17 protein-coding genes are annotated in these 15,359 nt (G+C 35.7%); 4 read left to right on the forward strand and 13 right to left on the reverse strand.

The genetic code is table 11. From position 1 onward, the window contains the following. Positions 1 to 199: 199 nt before the first annotated feature. The 6 genes from atpG to atpB form a co-directional block, all read right to left on the reverse strand. Positions 200 to 1,063, reverse strand: a complete 864-nt coding sequence (gene atpG, locus LF887_RS12500; RefSeq protein WP_236854534.1) for an ATP synthase F1 subunit gamma — start codon at positions 1,061 to 1,063, stop codon at positions 200 to 202. A gap of 84 nt (positions 1,064 to 1,147) precedes the next feature. Next, on the reverse strand, positions 1,148 to 2,725 hold the full coding sequence (gene atpA / locus LF887_RS12505; protein ID WP_236854535.1) for a F0F1 ATP synthase subunit alpha: 1,578 nt from the start codon (positions 2,723 to 2,725) through the stop codon (positions 1,148 to 1,150). A gap of 16 nt (positions 2,726 to 2,741) precedes the next feature. Beyond that, positions 2,742 to 3,281: an ATP synthase F1 subunit delta gene (atpH, locus tag LF887_RS12510; RefSeq protein ID WP_236854536.1), complete on the reverse strand. Its 540-nt coding sequence runs from the start codon at positions 3,279 to 3,281 to the stop codon at positions 2,742 to 2,744. 2 nt (positions 3,282 to 3,283) lie between these two features. Next, positions 3,284 to 3,778 (reverse strand): F0F1 ATP synthase subunit B, encoded by a 495-nt coding sequence (locus tag LF887_RS12515; RefSeq protein ID WP_236854537.1) that lies wholly within the window; start codon positions 3,776 to 3,778, stop codon positions 3,284 to 3,286. Positions 3,779 to 3,878: 100 nt separating this feature from the next. Then, a complete protein-coding gene (locus LF887_RS12520; protein WP_034681712.1) occupies positions 3,879 to 4,097 on the reverse strand; it encodes an ATP synthase F0 subunit C in 219 nt (72 codons plus the stop codon). A 52-nt stretch (positions 4,098 to 4,149) separates the two neighbouring features. Further along, entirely contained in the window at positions 4,150 to 5,277 is a 1,128-nt protein-coding gene (gene atpB, locus LF887_RS12525; protein ID WP_236854538.1) for a F0F1 ATP synthase subunit A, read from the reverse strand. A gap of 634 nt (positions 5,278 to 5,911) precedes the next feature. Between atpB and ffh the strand changes: the two genes are divergently transcribed. Then, a complete protein-coding gene (ffh, locus tag LF887_RS12530) occupies positions 5,912 to 7,273 on the forward strand; it encodes a signal recognition particle protein (RefSeq protein ID WP_236854539.1) in 1,362 nt (453 codons plus the stop codon). Positions 7,274 to 7,344: 71 nt separating this feature from the next. On the opposite strand, the gene LF887_RS12535 is transcribed toward ffh, so the two are convergent. The 7 genes from LF887_RS12535 to LF887_RS12560 all read right to left on the reverse strand — a co-directional run bounded on the left by LF887_RS12535 (position 7,345) and on the right by LF887_RS12560 (position 12,414). After that, complete coding sequence (locus LF887_RS12535; protein WP_317207809.1) at positions 7,345 to 7,890, reverse strand: porin family protein; 546 nt, start codon at positions 7,888 to 7,890, stop codon at positions 7,345 to 7,347. Then, a complete protein-coding gene (locus LF887_RS24235; RefSeq protein ID WP_262912470.1) occupies positions 7,878 to 8,012 on the reverse strand; it encodes a hypothetical protein in 135 nt (44 codons plus the stop codon). Before LF887_RS24235 ends, LF887_RS12535 begins: the two co-directional genes overlap by 13 nt. Positions 8,013 to 8,076: 64 nt before the next feature. Next, a complete protein-coding gene (locus LF887_RS12540; RefSeq protein ID WP_236854540.1) occupies positions 8,077 to 8,736 on the reverse strand; it encodes an outer membrane beta-barrel protein in 660 nt (219 codons plus the stop codon). Between the two features lie 86 nt (positions 8,737 to 8,822). After that, positions 8,823 to 9,479: an outer membrane protein gene (locus LF887_RS12545; RefSeq protein ID WP_236854541.1), complete on the reverse strand. Its 657-nt coding sequence runs from the start codon at positions 9,477 to 9,479 to the stop codon at positions 8,823 to 8,825. A 462-nt stretch (positions 9,480 to 9,941) separates the two neighbouring features. Beyond that, complete coding sequence (locus tag LF887_RS12550; RefSeq protein WP_236854542.1) at positions 9,942 to 10,442, reverse strand: porin family protein; 501 nt, start codon at positions 10,440 to 10,442, stop codon at positions 9,942 to 9,944. 217 nt (positions 10,443 to 10,659) lie between these two features. Then, a complete protein-coding gene (locus LF887_RS12555) occupies positions 10,660 to 11,337 on the reverse strand; it encodes a porin family protein (RefSeq protein ID WP_236854543.1) in 678 nt (225 codons plus the stop codon). A 117-nt stretch (positions 11,338 to 11,454) separates the two neighbouring features. After that, positions 11,455 to 12,414: a PhoH family protein gene (locus LF887_RS12560; protein ID WP_236854544.1), complete on the reverse strand. Its 960-nt coding sequence runs from the start codon at positions 12,412 to 12,414 to the stop codon at positions 11,455 to 11,457. A gap of 134 nt (positions 12,415 to 12,548) precedes the next feature. Here LF887_RS12560 and LF887_RS12565 point away from each other — a divergent pair, with 134 nt between their 5' ends. The 3 genes from LF887_RS12565 to LF887_RS12575 all read left to right on the forward strand — a co-directional run bounded on the left by LF887_RS12565 (position 12,549) and on the right by LF887_RS12575 (position 15,338). Beyond that, complete coding sequence (locus LF887_RS12565; protein ID WP_236854545.1) at positions 12,549 to 13,376, forward strand: S-adenosyl-l-methionine hydroxide adenosyltransferase family protein; 828 nt, start codon at positions 12,549 to 12,551, stop codon at positions 13,374 to 13,376. 63 nt (positions 13,377 to 13,439) lie between these two features. Continuing rightward, positions 13,440 to 14,732: a dihydrolipoamide acetyltransferase family protein gene (locus tag LF887_RS12570; RefSeq protein ID WP_236854546.1), complete on the forward strand. Its 1,293-nt coding sequence runs from the start codon at positions 13,440 to 13,442 to the stop codon at positions 14,730 to 14,732. Between the two features lie 258 nt (positions 14,733 to 14,990). Further along, positions 14,991 to 15,338 (forward strand): hypothetical protein, encoded by a 348-nt coding sequence (locus LF887_RS12575; protein ID WP_236854547.1) that lies wholly within the window; start codon positions 14,991 to 14,993, stop codon positions 15,336 to 15,338. The last annotated feature ends 21 nt before the right edge of the window (positions 15,339 to 15,359 follow it).

A 15,359-nucleotide genomic window follows, 5' to 3' on the forward strand; every position in this document is an offset into this window, starting at 1 on the left:
TCGGTACGGGAATTTTTGTAAGATAAAAATGAAGCGCCCACATATGGCTATTTTGAAATAAAAAAAATCATTGGACCCGTACTTCAATTTCGCTGTAAAAAGGGAGTTTTTGATCACCAAATGGCCGTTTTTAACTTCTTATACAACAAAAAAAGCATCGATAGTATCGATGCTTGTAATAGTATGTTAAAATAATTCTTTAAGAATTTTTCAAAGCTTCTGCTCCTGAAACGATCTCTAAGATTTCGTTTGTAATTGCAGCCTGTCTTGCTTTGTTGTAGAAAATCTTCAGATCATTTCTCATAGCCTCTGCATTGTCTGTAGCTTTGTGCATAGCAGTCATTCTCGCTCCGTGTTCAGATGCTACTGAGTCTAAGATTGATTTGAAAACCTGAGTTTTAATAGACTTAGGAATCAAGTTATCCAAGATCTCTGCTCTGTTCGGTTCGAAGATATAATCTGTTTCAACCTGTGGCTCAGTAGTTTCAGGCATTGAGATAGGAAGAAGCTGCTCTGTAGTTACTACCTGACTCGCAGCGTTAACGAATTTGTTATAAATAACATATACTTCGTCAAATTTACCTTCTCTGAAACTTGTCATCACCCCTTCAGCAATATTAGCTACTGCATCAAAGTTCAGATTATCATAAACGAAACTTCCATTAGTATATACTGTATGACTTCTTCTTACAGCATCATATACTTTTTTACCTACAGGAAGAACTTCAACCTCGTACTGAGATTTGTTCTGAAACTGAAGGTTAAGCTCTTTTACGATAGAAGAGTTAAAAGCACCCGCAAGACCTCTGTTTGAAGTAACAGCGATGAAAAGTACTCTTTTAACCTCTCTTTTCTGAGCATATACAGAAATCTGATCAGGATCTGAGCTAGAATTTACATTCTGGATAAGCTCCTGTAATTTTTCAGAATAAGGTCTTAGCATTACGATTGCGTCTTGTGCTTTCTTCAGTTTCGCAGCGGAAACCATTTTCATAGCACGAGTAATCTGCATCGTAGATGAAATTGACGTAATTCTGCCTCGTATTTCTTTTAAGTTTGCCATATTGGGTTAGTTGTTGGTTGTCGGCTGTTGGTTGCTAGTTTTAGAAAATTCTGTCAACTATCAACCAACAACCATCAACTAATTTTAGTTGTATTTAGAAGCTAAATCGTTAGCTGCCTGCTTAAGAACACCTGTAATATCGTTATCGATTTTTCCAGATTTAATTGCAGCCATTGTATCAGGGTGCTTAGATCTTAGGAACTCGATATATTCGTGTTGGAATTCTTTAATTTTGTTCAATGGAACGTTTCTCAATAGGTTCTCAGTACCAGCATAGATCATAGCAACCTGGCTATCTACCGGAAGTGGAGAGTTAACTGGCTGCTTCAGAAGCTCCACGTTTCTTTCTCCTTTAGAGATTACTGCTAAAGTAGAAGCATCCAGATCTGAACCGAACTTAGCAAACGCTTCTAATTCTTTATATTGAGCCTGGTCTAACTTAAGTGTACCAGATACTTTTTTCATTGACTTGATCTGAGCATTCCCTCCTACTCTTGATACAGAGATACCTACGTTAATCGCAGGACGAACCCCTGAGTTGAATAGATCAGACTCCAAGAAGATCTGTCCGTCTGTAATAGAGATTACGTTTGTAGGGATATATGCAGAGACGTCACCTGCCTGAGTTTCGATAATCGGAAGGGCAGTTAATGAACCACCACCTTTAACGATTGGCTTAAGAGATTCTGGTAAGTCATTCATCTGACGAGCAATATTATCATCAGCAATCACTTTTGCAGCTCTTTCCAATAGTCTTGAGTGAAGGTAGAAAACGTCTCCAGGGTAAGCTTCACGGCCCGGTGGTCTTCTTAATAGTAGGGAAAGCTCACGGTAAGCAACAGCTTGTTTAGATAAATCATCATAAACGATCAATGCTGGTCTACCTGTGTCTCTGAAGAACTCTCCAATAGCAGCTCCTGCCATTGCAGAATATACCTGCATAGGAACTGGGTCTGATGCGTTAGCCGCAACGATTACAGTATATGCTAAAGCTCCTTTATCAGAAAGAGTTTTAACGATTTGTGCTACAGTAGACGCTTTCTGCCCGATAGCAACATATATACAATATACTGGTTTCCCAGCTTCAAAGAATTCTTTTTGGTTGATGATCGTATCGATAGCAACAGTAGTTTTACCTGTCTGTCTGTCACCAATGATAAGCTCTCTCTGTCCTCTTCCTACAGGGATCATAGAGTCAATCGCAACGATACCTGACTGTAAAGGCTCAGTTACCGGTTGTCTGAAGATAACTCCGGGAGCTTTTCTTTCTAACGGCATTTCATATAATTCCCCTGAAATAGGACCTTTACCATCAATAGGGTTACCAAGAGTATCTACTACTCTTCCTAACATACCTTCTCCTACTTTGATAGAAGAGATTCTGTTTGTTCTTCTTACTGTATCCCCTTCTTTTACTAATTTACTTTCACCTAGTAAAGCAACACCTACGTTGTCTTCTTCAAGGTTAAGTACAATACCTTCTACATCACTAGAAAATTTCACCAACTCTCCGTATTGTACGTTTTCTAACCCGTATACACGAGCAATACCATCACCGATGGTTAAAACTGTACCTACTTCCTCAACGTTTGATTGAGTATCGAAGTTGGCCAATTGCTGTTTTAAGATCGCAGATACTTCTGCCGGATTTATTTCTGCCATTGTATGGTTGTTTTTCTTAATTTAATTGAAAATCTTTTTTAACTTGGTTTAGTTTTGTCTTCACAGACGCGTCTACCTGCTGATCACCTACTCTTAAGATGTATCCACCTAAGATATCGTGGTTGATATTTACTTTCAAATCATAGTTTGAATTAGCATTTACCAGGCTGGTAGATCTTAGTATCTGATCGATATTTTCTTTTGAAAGCTGAGTAGCTGTAGTAAGCGTTACTCTCTGCACTCCATTGATATCTTCAACTTTTTTGATGAATTCCTGAGCGATATTTTTCAATTGGTTCTCACGTCCATGCTTGATTACCAACTTGATCAAATTCTGAGAAGATACTGATAAACCTTTGAAAATTTCACTTGCTACCTCTATTTTCTTTTTTGCATCAATGTAAGGCGTAAGGAAGAATTTGTTCAAATCTTTGGATTCAATCATAATCTTCACTACATCTTTCATTTCAGAAAATACAGCAGCTGTCTCACCTGATTCATTAGTGAATTCAAGCAAACCCTGTGCGTATCTTTTCGCTACTTTAGATGTAAGCATTATTAGTTAAGGTTAGATTTGTTGATATAATTTTGAACTAATTCGTTTTGAGCTTCGTTGTTATCTAACTTTTGTTTCAAGATAGATTCTGCAATGTTTACAGATAAAGCACCGATCTGAGTTTTGATGTCTGCCATTGCAGCATTTTTCTCAGCGTTGATAGTTTGCTTAGCAGCTTCGATCAATTTGTCTCCTTCTGATTTTGCAGCATCTTTAGCTTCACCTACGATTCTGTCTTTAATTTCTCTAGCTTCTTTAAGGATAGCATCTCTTTCAATTTTAGCCTCACGAATGATTCTTTCGTTGTCAGCTTTAAGATCTTCCATCTCTTTTTTCGCCAATTTAGCTTGGTTCAATGCATCAACAATAGATGTTTCTCTTTCATTAACAGCATTAACAATTGGTTTCCAAGCGAATTTAGCTAGAAGAAACAATAGGATAACAAATGTAAGAGTCATCCAAAACAAAAGTCCAATTCCAGGTTCAATAATTCCCATATCTGTAGATTCTTTTTTTAAGTGTTATTTATGGATTGTTTTTAAAATTCTTAGCAGCAGCCAACCGCTTAACTGCTAAGAATGTTTTTTTGAGGATAGATTACTTGATGAAAGCACCAAAGATAATCGCGATAAGACCAGCTCCTTCAATAAGACCAGCAGCGATAAGCATTGCTCCTTGAATCTTACCAGCTTGTTCTGGTTGTCTAGCGATAGCATCCATTGCATGTCCACCGATTTTACCGATACCTAGACCTACACCTAGTACTGCTAAACCGATACCTACGTAAACTAATCCTGTTCCAGTTGATAAATCCATAATAAATAAATATTTAGTTAAAAATTATTTTAAATTCTTTTTTCTTAATTAATTAGTGAGCGTGTTCTTCATGACCGTGCTCATGCTCATGTTCCGCAACTGCGATACCGATAAACAATGCAGATAATACTGTAAAGATATAAGCCTGTAGTGCAGCAACTAGTAATTCCAATACAGAAACGAATAATGCTAATGGTACAGATGCAAATCCTAACAATGGAGACTTGAAAATGAAGATCAATGAAATAATCGCCAAGATCATAATGTGTCCCGCAGTGATGTTAGCAAAAAGTCGCATCATTAAAGCGAAAGGCTTTGTAAAGATTCCGATAATCTCGATTGGAACCATAATTGGGTACAATAAGATTGGAACCGGCGGCATAAAGATGTGTTTCCAGTAATCTTTATTAGCACTGAACAATGTAATAATTAATGTAATGATCGCCAGCACACAAGTAATCGCGATATTACCAGTAAGGTTCGCTCCGAAAGGAAAGAATGGAATCAAACCAAAAAGGTTATTAATCCAGATAAAGAAAAATGCAGTTAATAAATAAGGCATATATCTTTTATATTTAACAGACCCGATGTTTGGAATAGCCACCTCGTCTCTGATAAATACAATCACTGGTTCCAATAATTTTCCAATTCCTTTTGGAAGTTGTGATTTTTTGTAATTTCTTGCCATCCCTATGAAGATTACCGCCATAAAAATTACTGACAAGAACATTGAAGCTGCGTTTTTCGTTACTGAAAGATCAAAAAACACTTCGTTTGATTTTTGTTTTCCACTGATGATTGCAAATAAAGTAGCTTTTTCAATCCCTTTAGTAGAAACTACCTGTCCTTCTTCCAAAGTATACCCATCATGTTCATGTCCGTGAGCAATACTGCTGGAAAGAAAAGTATGCCACCCTTGGTTATCCTTAATAATAACCGGCAAAGGGATAGAAACGTGATGCTCTTCACCACTGTCATCTTTTGTAGTCCATAAATGCCATTCATTTGAATCACCGATGTGTTCCATGATCACTTTAGTTGCATTGAAGCCTTCTTTTGCTTCTCTATGCTCTACTTTTTCAGCTGTTTTTTCCCCTTCAGTTTCGTGCTGTGCAGCAGCTAAACTGCTAATAAACACAAACAAAAATGCGAAAAATAACGAAGAAATTTTTCTGTTCATATCTCTTTTTTAATCGTGTGCAAATATATCGATTTTATTAAACTTTACCAATATTAAAAATTGATTTTTATCATCAAAAAAATCAAGATTTATTAATGAGTTTTATTATAGGTAAATATATAAGGAATGACGCTATAATAAAGCATACAAGTAAAAACAGAAAATTTTCTTTTGTTTTGTCAATAATCAGTAACGAAACCACAAGCCATATAATATCTTTAGGGATATTAAAGGTGAGAAACTTGAGGGCTGCATCCTCTCTACCGTGTAAATACTTTTTAAATATTATATAGACCGCTGTATTGAGAACAACAGCCAATGCTACAATAATAAAAACATCTGAAAAATTCATGGTGCAAAAATAACACTATAATTTTTTAAACAAAAAAAATCTCAAAATCTTCTATCATATATATATATTATAGTAAAAACCAAACAAAATGAATTAGAGAAAATGTCATCTGCACATTTTTAAGGCTAAAACAAATGGGATTGTGCATAAAAGAACTTTCTTTTCTTGTTCTAATTTCCTTTCTTTATTTGAATTTCAATCTAATCCTTATAATATTAAGCGAATACTACTCAGATTTCTTAAAAATTCCTTATTTTTGCAAACCTATAATTTACAATAAATATGTTTAATAGTTTACAGGATAAGTTAGACAAGGCATTACACAATATTTCCGGACGTGGAAAAATTACTGAAATCAATGTTGCAGAAACCGTAAAGGAAATCCGCAGAGCATTGGTAGATGCTGATGTTAACTATAAAGTAGCAAAAGATCTTACTAAGAGAGTTCAGGATAAAGCATTAGGAGAAAACGTTCTTACGTCCCTTACTCCAGGACAATTGATGACCAAAATCGTTCATGACGAGTTGGTAGATCTGATGGGAGGTTCTCAGGAAGGAATCAATCTTTCAGGAAAACCATCTGTAATCCTTATTGCAGGTCTTCAGGGTTCGGGTAAGACTACTTTCTCCGGAAAACTTGCTAATTATCTACAAACAAAAAGAAATAAAAAGCCTTTGTTGGTTGCCTGTGACGTATACCGTCCTGCAGCGATTGATCAGCTGAAAGTATTGGGAGGGCAGATTAATGTTCCTGTTTATACAGAAGAAGGGTCTACCAACCCATCTACTATTGCGGAGAATGCAATTAATTTTGCAAAAGCCAATAACCATGATGTTGTTATTGTGGATACTGCCGGCCGTTTGGCAATTGATGAGCAGATGATGAACGAGATTAAATCCGTACATTACTTCATTAAGCCGCAGGAAACACTTTTCGTGGTAGATTCCATGACAGGTCAGGATGCCGTGAATACAGCAAAAGCATTCAACGATGCATTGAATTTTGACGGAGTTGTTTTAACGAAATTAGATGGTGATACAAGAGGGGGTGCGGCATTAACAATCCGTTCTGTTGTTGAAAAACCAATCAAGTTTATCTCTACAGGAGAAAAAATGGAAGCTCTGGATCTTTTCTATCCGGAAAGGATGGCAGACAGAATCCTTGGAATGGGAGACGTTGTTTCCTTAGTAGAAAGAGCTCAGGAGCAGTTTGACGAGGAAGAAGCTAAGAAACTTCACAAGAAAATTGCTAAAAATGAATTTGGTTTTGACGACTTTTTAAAGCAGATCAACCAAATTAAGAAGATGGGTAACATGAAAGACTTGATGGGAATGATCCCGGGAGTTGGAAAGGCAATCAAGGACGTAGAGATCAGTGATGATGCATTTAAGCACATTGAGGCTATTATCTACTCTATGACGCCGGATGAAAGAAGAAGACCGTCTATCATCAACACGCAGAGAAAGAACAGAATTGCAAAAGGTGCAGGAAGAAAAATTGAAGATGTGAACCAGCTAATGAAGCAATTTGACCAGATGGGTAAAATGATGAAAATGATGCAGGGGCCTCAAGGAAAGCAGATGATGCAGATGATGAGCAAAATGCCTAACATGCCTGGAATGGGTGGAATGTTCGGTAAATAATTTGAAACAAAAATGATCTATAAAAAAACTCTCAGAAATTTCTGAGAGTTTTTTTATTTTATCGGTATCGTTTATTTAAACTTATACCCTATTCCAAGCTGGAAGAAATTCATTTTCAACGTCTCTCCATCTACAGGATTCTTGATCATATTGGTAAGTCCAAAGCTATAACGTGCATCCACGAATAACCCCTTATAAACATTATAATCTGCTCCTAAGAATAAACCAAAATCAGTTGATTTTAAACCATTATTCAACTCTCTTTCCAAATAACGCTCCCCTTCTTTAAGTCCTGAAGGATCTACCATACCGGCATTAGGACCGCTTACTTCAAATTTTACTGTATTATTTGTTTTAAAGCTTACATAAGGACCTGCATAAATTCCCAATTCCGGAGTCGCATAATATCTTGCAGATACAGGAATTACAATTCGGTTAAGATTCATTTTTTCAGTTAATGTAAAACCTGTGCCTGGTATCCCAACTTCTGCTTTTCCTCCAAGATTGGCATATTCAACCTCTCCCTGAAGAGCAAATTTAGCAGTAATTTTATGCTCAACTAAAGCTCCGATATAAAATCCTGACTTTGATTTTAAACTTCCTTCTATCCCCCTAATTCGAAATCTCCTTCGCTAGAGTTTAATTTTGATAAAGCATAACCCGCTTTTACTCCAAATGTAGTTTGTGCATTCAGCCCTGTAAATAAACCAAGCGCTGATACAAATAAGATTTTTTTCATGATTATTATATTAAATAGTTTTTTTAAGAAAACTTTCAAATTTATGGTTATATGTTTTTGTCTATTATTTTGCAAATACATATTTAACTCCAAATGTTACAGAAGCCAGATTTACATCAAATTTATAGTTATTCTGCCTCTTCGCACCATCCAGATCCCTTTTATTGGTATTGTATCCAAACTCACCAAAGGTAGCTTCTATTGACCATTTTTTACTTAAAAAATAATCCACACCCGGCTTGATATTAATTCCAATATGGGTGTAATTATTTTTCCCTTCAAAAGAAGCAAGCTCTGGATCTCCCATCTCAATATTACTGTTTGCATCCACTTTCTCTTGTCCAAATTCCAATGGAATCTGCAGTTGGCCAAATATATATAATTTGTGCGATAAAGTCCAGTATTTTCTAATGAATGGAGCTACAACAAATGCATTCTCCGTATCTTTTATTTCCAGCAGATTACTGATGGCAGCATTCCCTAAGTCATACTTTGTAACAGTACTTTTATAGCCTGCTCCCAGTCCTATCGCTAAGTTTGTATTGACAAAATAACCTGCCGTAGGAAGAATTTTCACCACATCATCCTTTCTTTTTTGAGTAAATTGGTTATTCTCACTGTGGCTATATTCTACCTGTCCGGAAAGATAAGTTGTTCCCTTAACAATCTGGGCATTTGAAAAGCCGAAAAGAGCAACCGCACATGCTAATACTATTTTTTTCATGATTATTATAGCTATATTATTAAGTCTTTTATGCTAAAAAAGCCCTAAGATATTTCTCAGGGCTCTATTGCTATATGCTTTGTTTATTATTTTGCAAATACATATTTAACTCCGAAAGTCACAGAAGATAAATTCAGACCGAAGTTATAGTTGTTTGTAGCATCACCATCTTTTGGCTTGTAGTTGTTGTAACCAAACTCACCGATAGTAGCTTCGATAGACCAGTTTTTGTTTAAGAAATAATCTAAACCTGGCTTCACAGTAACACCAATTTGAGTGTATTTAGCTTCAGTAGAAGTAGAGTTAGAAACTGTAGTCGTTCCAGAAGTTGATACTGAGCTATTTTCAATTTTAGTTTTCCCAAACTCCATTGGTACTGCTAATTGTCCGAAAATAAATAATTTATCAGATAAAGTCCAGTATTTTCTTACGAAAGGAGCAACAACGAAAGCTGGCTTCTTAGTAATATCCTCGCTTACAGTTGTTGTATTAAGGATAGATGTTGTAGTAGTAGATGTAGTTTTTTCAGTTTGGTAACCGATCCCTAAACCAATTGCTAAGTTTGTGTTAACAAAATATCCAACTGTAGGTAATACGTTGAAGTTTTCTGTTTTAAGGTTACCATTGTTAGTTTCTTCCTGGGAATAACCAACAGATCCTGATAAATATGTAGTTCCTTTAGCAATTTGAGCGTTTGATAAACCAAAAAGTGCAACAGCACCCGCTAATAATATTTTTTTCATTTTAAAAAATTTTAATACTTTCTGAGGGCAAATTTACAGTGGTAGCCACTAATATTAAAATTTGTTAATGTGATTAATATCATTGTTAAAATCCGGCACTTTACAAAAATAAATCTTACTAAAAAGAAGTTTTTGATTTTTTCACAATTTTATGAATAAATAAACTCCAAATCATCAACAGGAATTCAATATATCTAATTTTTTAAATTTATCAATTTCAGATAAAACCCGTAAAAACTATCAAAGCAATCAGTAATTACCTGTTTCAAATGTTAATATTTAATGCCTTAACTCATAAAATCCCAGCAAATATTTATAATTCAAGGGCTTTAACAGCCTGTCATAAGCTTATCATTGATGCGAATTGAAAGCTTTTGTTAAGAATTCCTTCTATTTGTTAATAGTCCCTTAATAAAAACTCCGGCCTTTCGGCCGGAGTTCTCTATATTTTTAAGAATATTATTATTTAATGAAGAAGTTATATCCTAAATTAACAGCTCCAACGTTCCAGGTATGACTCCCCCACCCCGGAAGATCACGCTTGTTGCTTATAGATTGGTATCCTATATACAACTCTCCTTTTGACATCTGGTATCCAAATTTTGGTTGTGCATAGAAACCACCATCCATTCCGTCTTTTGTAGAGATACCATATCCCAAGTCCAATCCTACAAAGATAGGTGCTCCGGAGAATCTGTATTTACCGGAAACAGCTACAGGAACAAACCCGAAATCATCAAAATGATCTTTTCCGAAGAAATGAGAATACCCTGTGGTTACCCCAAGGTCAAGACCTTTAGCAATATTCCACATATAAGCAGCATCTACTCCTAATGTAAACGAAGCTACATCACTTGCGTCAGCCACAGGAACACCAATATGTCCTCCAATTTTAAAACCTTCCTGTGCCTGAAGAGCACCTCCTAATAGTGCAAAAGCACCTACTAATAATAGCTTTTTCATTTTTTTAGTTTAAAATTACCGGCCAAAAATACTAATTATTTTCATCATGAGTACAAATGCAGACAGGTTTAAAAGCCCGAACCAGACAAAAAATGAATTAAGATTTAAGTTTTTGCTGGTTTAGTGGCTAAACTATAGAGAAAAATATTCTGTTAAAATAAAGAAGCAGGACTTATTTTGTCCTGCTTCTTATTGTTTTTATTTCCGAATATCAGAATTAGTTTCCTCCGAATTTGAAACCAACACCTATCTGAACGAAGCTATTTTTCAGGGTTCCATTTTCACCATCTTGTTTTTTCATCAGGTTAGAAACTCCTAAGTTATACCTTGCGTCAAAGAACAATCCATTTTCAAGAGTATATTCAGCACCTACAAATGGAGCTAAATTTAATTTATTCATGTGATCTTTAACATCTTCTGTTTCAGTGGTAGAATCAGAAGTAGTTTGACCGCCTGCTGTTCCTGTAATATCAGCTGTCACTTTTATTTTTGCCGAAGTAATAATTCCCACATTAAGTCCTGCTGCAAATGCCAAGTTTTCTGTAGCATAATATTTAGCACTCACAGGAATCTGTACAGTTCCTATTTTCCAGTCTGACTTTTCAGTACCTGTAACAGTAGCTCCCATTATGCTGTAAGAAACAGTCTCTTCTTGTTTCCCACCTATTGGAGAATACAATACCTCTCCCTGTACTGCAAGCTTATCGTTGAATTTATATTCAGCCATTACACCAGCATAGAAAGTAGATTTTGCATCAAACTTGTAAGTAGTTCCTTCGCCAGTTGCTTTAAGCATTGATAAAGAGTAACCTGCTTTAGGTCCAAATTTAAATTCCTGAGCGTTTGCGTTAATTCCCATAACAGCGACTGCTGCAACAAGTATAAGTTTTTTCATTGTATATTAGTTTTTACATTTAAGGATGCAAAACTAATTATTTTTTTCAAATTAACAAATTTAATAATCATTATTCATGGTTAATAAAAGGTTAACGACACTTTTACTTATTTAGAATCAATCATTTCTCAGCCTCTTTTCTTCATCATTATAAGCCAGAATAATTTTTCTTACCACAGGATGTCTCACAACATCTTCTTCTGTAAGGTGTACAAAACCGATTTCATTCACTCCGTTTAAAATTCTCATCGCTTCCTTCAGCCCGGATTGCTGGTTTTTTGGTAAATCAACCTGGCTAGGATCTCCTGTAATGATAAACTTCGCATTCATCCCCATTCTCGTAAGGAACATTTTCATCTGAGCATGCGTAGTATTCTGTGCTTCATCAAGGATAACGAAGGCATCATCCAGAGTACGCCCTCTCATAAATGCCAATGGGGCTACTTCAATTACCTTTTTCTCCATAAAGCCTTCCAGCTTTTCATGAGGAATCATATCACGAAGTGCATCATATAGTGGCTGCAAATACGGATCCAGCTTTTCTTTAAGATCTCCCGGTAAAAACCCTAGGCTCTCCCCTGCCTCTACAGCAGGTCTTGTAAGCACAATTCTTTTTACTTCTTTATCCCTCAAAGCTCTTGCTGCCAAAGCAACACTGGTATACGTTTTTCCAGTTCCTGCAGGGCCAATGGCAAAAACCATATCTTTTTTCTCTGTTTCCTTAACCAGTTTTTTAAGATTAGTGGTCTTAGCTTTAATTATCTTACCGTTTACCCCTTTTACAATAATATCCTGGTCAAAGATCAGATGTTTCTCATTTTCATCTTTAATATTCAGGATATTTTCGACGTCTTTGAGCTCTATTGAATTATTTTTAGAGATGAATTTTACGATATCATCCAATTTTATTTTCAATATATCTAAAGCTTCCTGATTCCCAATGGCAAAGATAAAATGGTCTCTTCCTGTAATTTTAATGGTTGGAAAGCTTGATTTTAGTAGGTTGAAATATTGGTTATTAACTCCATAGAAGATTTTTTTATCGAGATCTTCCAAATCATACGTTAATTCAAACATGCAGTATTTTTATTTATTAGATTTTAAAATTAAAGATTTTTTTCAAATTTATATCAAATTCTTTTCAACAATCTTTCGGGCTTTCTTTTTATTTTAAATAACTTTGCAAGACTACACTATTCTAGAAATTGCTCATGTCAATTATTACCCTTACTTCGGATTTCGGAAATTTAGATTACAGAGTTGCCGCTGTGAAAGGCAAAATTCTGTCTCTAAATCCTGAGGTTAATATTATTGATATAACCCACGATATCCAGGCATTCAACCTTATACAAACTTCATATATTGTAAGAAATGCTTACAAATATTTTCCAAAAGGAAGTATTCATATCCTTTCGGTAGACAGTTTTTACCACAAATCAAGAAAAAATATCCTTTATAAAGCTGATGATTCCTACTTTTTGGCGGCGGACAATGGTCTTTTAAGTCTGATATTTTTTGATATTAAACCCGAAGCGATCTATGAGCTTACCCTCAATAACCGCTTTGATGATATTATCAATTTTACTTCTACAGACATTTTTGTTCCTGCAGCAGTGCATCTTGCCAATGGCGGACTTCCTGAAGTGATAGGACGAAAAATAGATACTGCGAAGGAACTGATGTTTCCCAAACCGGTACACAATGAATCTGAGGGAATGATCATTGGAGAAGTCACTTATATTGATAATTTCGGAAATATAATATCAAATATCAACAAAGATTTTTTTGAAAATATCAGCAAAGGATACAATGCCTTTACTATAAAATTCAGAAACCTCAGTCTTTCCCGTATATTTTCCAGCCATACGGAAGTGGTTTCGGACTGGGAAAGAGAAACGGAATTTCATGGGCAGTCTGCGGCAATCTTCAATGATAGTCAGTTCCTGGAGCTTTCTATCTATAAAGGGAGCAAAAAAAACGGGGCTAAAAGCCTGTTTGGATTGAATGTAGGCGAAAATATTTACATTGAATTCAGCTAAAATTATATATTTCATAAAAAAACCGATTTTTTTTATATATTTGTCAAAATCTAAAAATCAAAAATGGCAGAATACAAATTATTGCTTCCTTCCATGGGAGAAGGTGTTATGGAAGCGACAATTATCACTTGGTTATTCAATGAAGGTGATAACGTAAAAGAGGATGACTCCGTAGTAGAAATTGCAACAGATAAAGTAGATTCAGACGTACCGACACCAGTTTCGGGGAAAATTGTAAAAATTTTAAAGCAAAAAGACGAAGTTGCAAAAGTAGGCGAAGCCATTGCGATTTTAGAAATTGAAGGAGAAGGTTCTGTTTCTGAGGAAGTAAAAACAGAAACTCCGGCTGCCACTCCGGATACTGAAACTTTAAGCACTATTGAACAGCCCTTGCAGACTGTTCCTGCAAACGTAGAATTTTCAGGAGATCTTTATCTTTCTCCGCTTGTAAAATCAATTGCACAACAGGAAAATATTTCTGAAGCTGAGCTGAAATCCATCAAAGGAAGCGGTTTAGAAGGAAGAATCACTAAAGAAGATATACTGGCATACGTTGCCAACAGAGGTAAGCAGCCAGCTCAACAAGCACCAGCATCTACTCCAAAACCTGCAGTTTCTGCTCCGGCAGCTACTATTCCGGTAAATGCAGGTGATGAGATCATTCCAATGGACAGAATGAGAAAGATCATTGCTGAGAACATGGTGAAAGCAAAACAAATTGCTCCACATGTAACCTCTTTCATTGAAACGGACGTTACCAACGTTGTAAAATGGAGAAACAAAAACAAAGCGATCTTCGAAAAACGTGAAGGTGAAAAACTTACTTTCATGCCGATTTTCGTGAAAGCTGTAGTAAAAGCTATTCAGGATTTCCCTATGATCAATGTTTCTGTAAGCGGTGAGAACATCATCAAAAAGAAAAACATCAATATAGGTATGGCTACTGCCCTGCCAGACGGAAATCTTATCGTTCCTGTTATCAAGAATGCTGATCAGCTTTCTCTTTCAGGTCTTGCAAAAGCAATCAACGACTTAGCTTACAGAGCAAGAAACAAAAAACTAAGACCTGAAGATACTCAGGGAGCAACGTATACAATTTCTAACGTAGGAAGTTTTGGAAACCTTATGGGGACGCCAATTATTCCTCAGCCTCAGGTGGCTATCCTTGCCATTGGAGCTATCGTTAAAAAACCTGCAGTTCTTGAAACGGCTGATGGAGATGTAATTGCGATCAGAAACCTGATGTTTATGTCTCACTCATATGATCACAGAGTAGTAGACGGATCTTTAGGTGGAATGATGCTGAAACATGTTCATGATTATCTTGAGAACTGGGATCTGAATACAGAAGTATAAAAGAACAGAAATAACTCCTCTGGAATTGAATCCAAAACAGAATTTTAACTAATAACGAAAACACCTGAAGATGAAAAACGCAACATTAATCGCAATAATTTCATTAAGTCTCATTATTCTTATTGACCTTATACAGTTTGTTGGCAGCTTTTGGGATTTATACTCTATGGAGATATACCGTGTTTTTGGTGTTTTAAATCTTATTGGATTTATTGGAATACTGCAGTTTTTTGTCAAATTATACAATAAACAAAAGGAATGAGTCCGGAATTAAGAGAGCTTTTTGAAATCAAACAGGACGAAGAAACAAACAAGCAGCCTGATAATCAAAATGTAATAAATCATATTTTGATACGTCTCGCAGTAATAATTTCCGGAACTATTGTTTTCGTTATTGCCATGAGCCGGGCAAAGGGATGGGATGGGCTAGCGTACTTAATCTTTATGATGGCCTTCCATGGACTTTGGTTTCTCTTCATTGTTATTGAAACAGTTGTTCTTGAGAATAAACGCAAATCCAGGCTCAGAAATGTTAATTTAATTTTCATAGGTGTTCTGTTATTAATCTACGGTATAGGAGCTGCCCTTCTATTCGGTGGGTCTTAAATATAAAGCATAAAGCTTCCC

The sequence above is a fragment of the Chryseobacterium sp. MEBOG06 genome (assembly GCF_021869765.1).
Classification (GTDB): domain Bacteria; phylum Bacteroidota; class Bacteroidia; order Flavobacteriales; family Weeksellaceae; genus Chryseobacterium.

What these genes read in the sequence shown, in the direction of transcription:
- atpG (WP_236854534.1), bottom strand. Translation starts at nt 1,063, where the DNA reads ATGGCAAACTTAAAAGAAATACGAGGCAGAATTACGTCAATTTCATCT.
- atpA (WP_236854535.1), bottom strand. Translation starts at nt 2,725, where the DNA reads ATGGCAGAAATAAATCCGGCAGAAGTATCTGCGATCTTAAAACAGCAA.
- atpH (WP_236854536.1), bottom strand. Translation starts at nt 3,281, where the DNA reads ATGCTTACATCTAAAGTAGCGAAAAGATACGCACAGGGTTTGCTTGAA.
- LF887_RS12515 (WP_236854537.1), bottom strand. Translation starts at nt 3,778, where the DNA reads ATGGGAATTATTGAACCTGGAATTGGACTTTTGTTTTGGATGACTCTT.
- LF887_RS12520 (WP_034681712.1), bottom strand. Translation starts at nt 4,097, where the DNA reads ATGGATTTATCAACTGGAACAGGATTAGTTTACGTAGGTATCGGTTTA.
- atpB (WP_236854538.1), bottom strand. Translation starts at nt 5,277, where the DNA reads ATGAACAGAAAAATTTCTTCGTTATTTTTCGCATTTTTGTTTGTGTTT.
- ffh (WP_236854539.1), top strand. Translation starts at nt 5,912, where the DNA reads ATGTTTAATAGTTTACAGGATAAGTTAGACAAGGCATTACACAATATT.
- LF887_RS24235 (WP_262912470.1), bottom strand. Translation starts at nt 8,012, where the DNA reads ATGAAAAAAATCTTATTTGTATCAGCGCTTGGTTTATTTACAGGGCTG.
- LF887_RS12540 (WP_236854540.1), bottom strand. Translation starts at nt 8,736, where the DNA reads ATGAAAAAAATAGTATTAGCATGTGCGGTTGCTCTTTTCGGCTTTTCA.
- LF887_RS12545 (WP_236854541.1), bottom strand. Translation starts at nt 9,479, where the DNA reads ATGAAAAAAATATTATTAGCGGGTGCTGTTGCACTTTTTGGTTTATCA.
- LF887_RS12550 (WP_236854542.1), bottom strand. Translation starts at nt 10,442, where the DNA reads ATGAAAAAGCTATTATTAGTAGGTGCTTTTGCACTATTAGGAGGTGCT.
- LF887_RS12555 (WP_236854543.1), bottom strand. Translation starts at nt 11,337, where the DNA reads ATGAAAAAACTTATACTTGTTGCAGCAGTCGCTGTTATGGGAATTAAC.
- LF887_RS12560 (WP_236854544.1), bottom strand. Translation starts at nt 12,414, where the DNA reads ATGTTTGAATTAACGTATGATTTGGAAGATCTCGATAAAAAAATCTTC.
- LF887_RS12565 (WP_236854545.1), top strand. Translation starts at nt 12,549, where the DNA reads ATGTCAATTATTACCCTTACTTCGGATTTCGGAAATTTAGATTACAGA.
- LF887_RS12570 (WP_236854546.1), top strand. Translation starts at nt 13,440, where the DNA reads ATGGCAGAATACAAATTATTGCTTCCTTCCATGGGAGAAGGTGTTATG.
- LF887_RS12575 (WP_236854547.1), top strand. Translation starts at nt 14,991, where the DNA reads ATGAGTCCGGAATTAAGAGAGCTTTTTGAAATCAAACAGGACGAAGAA.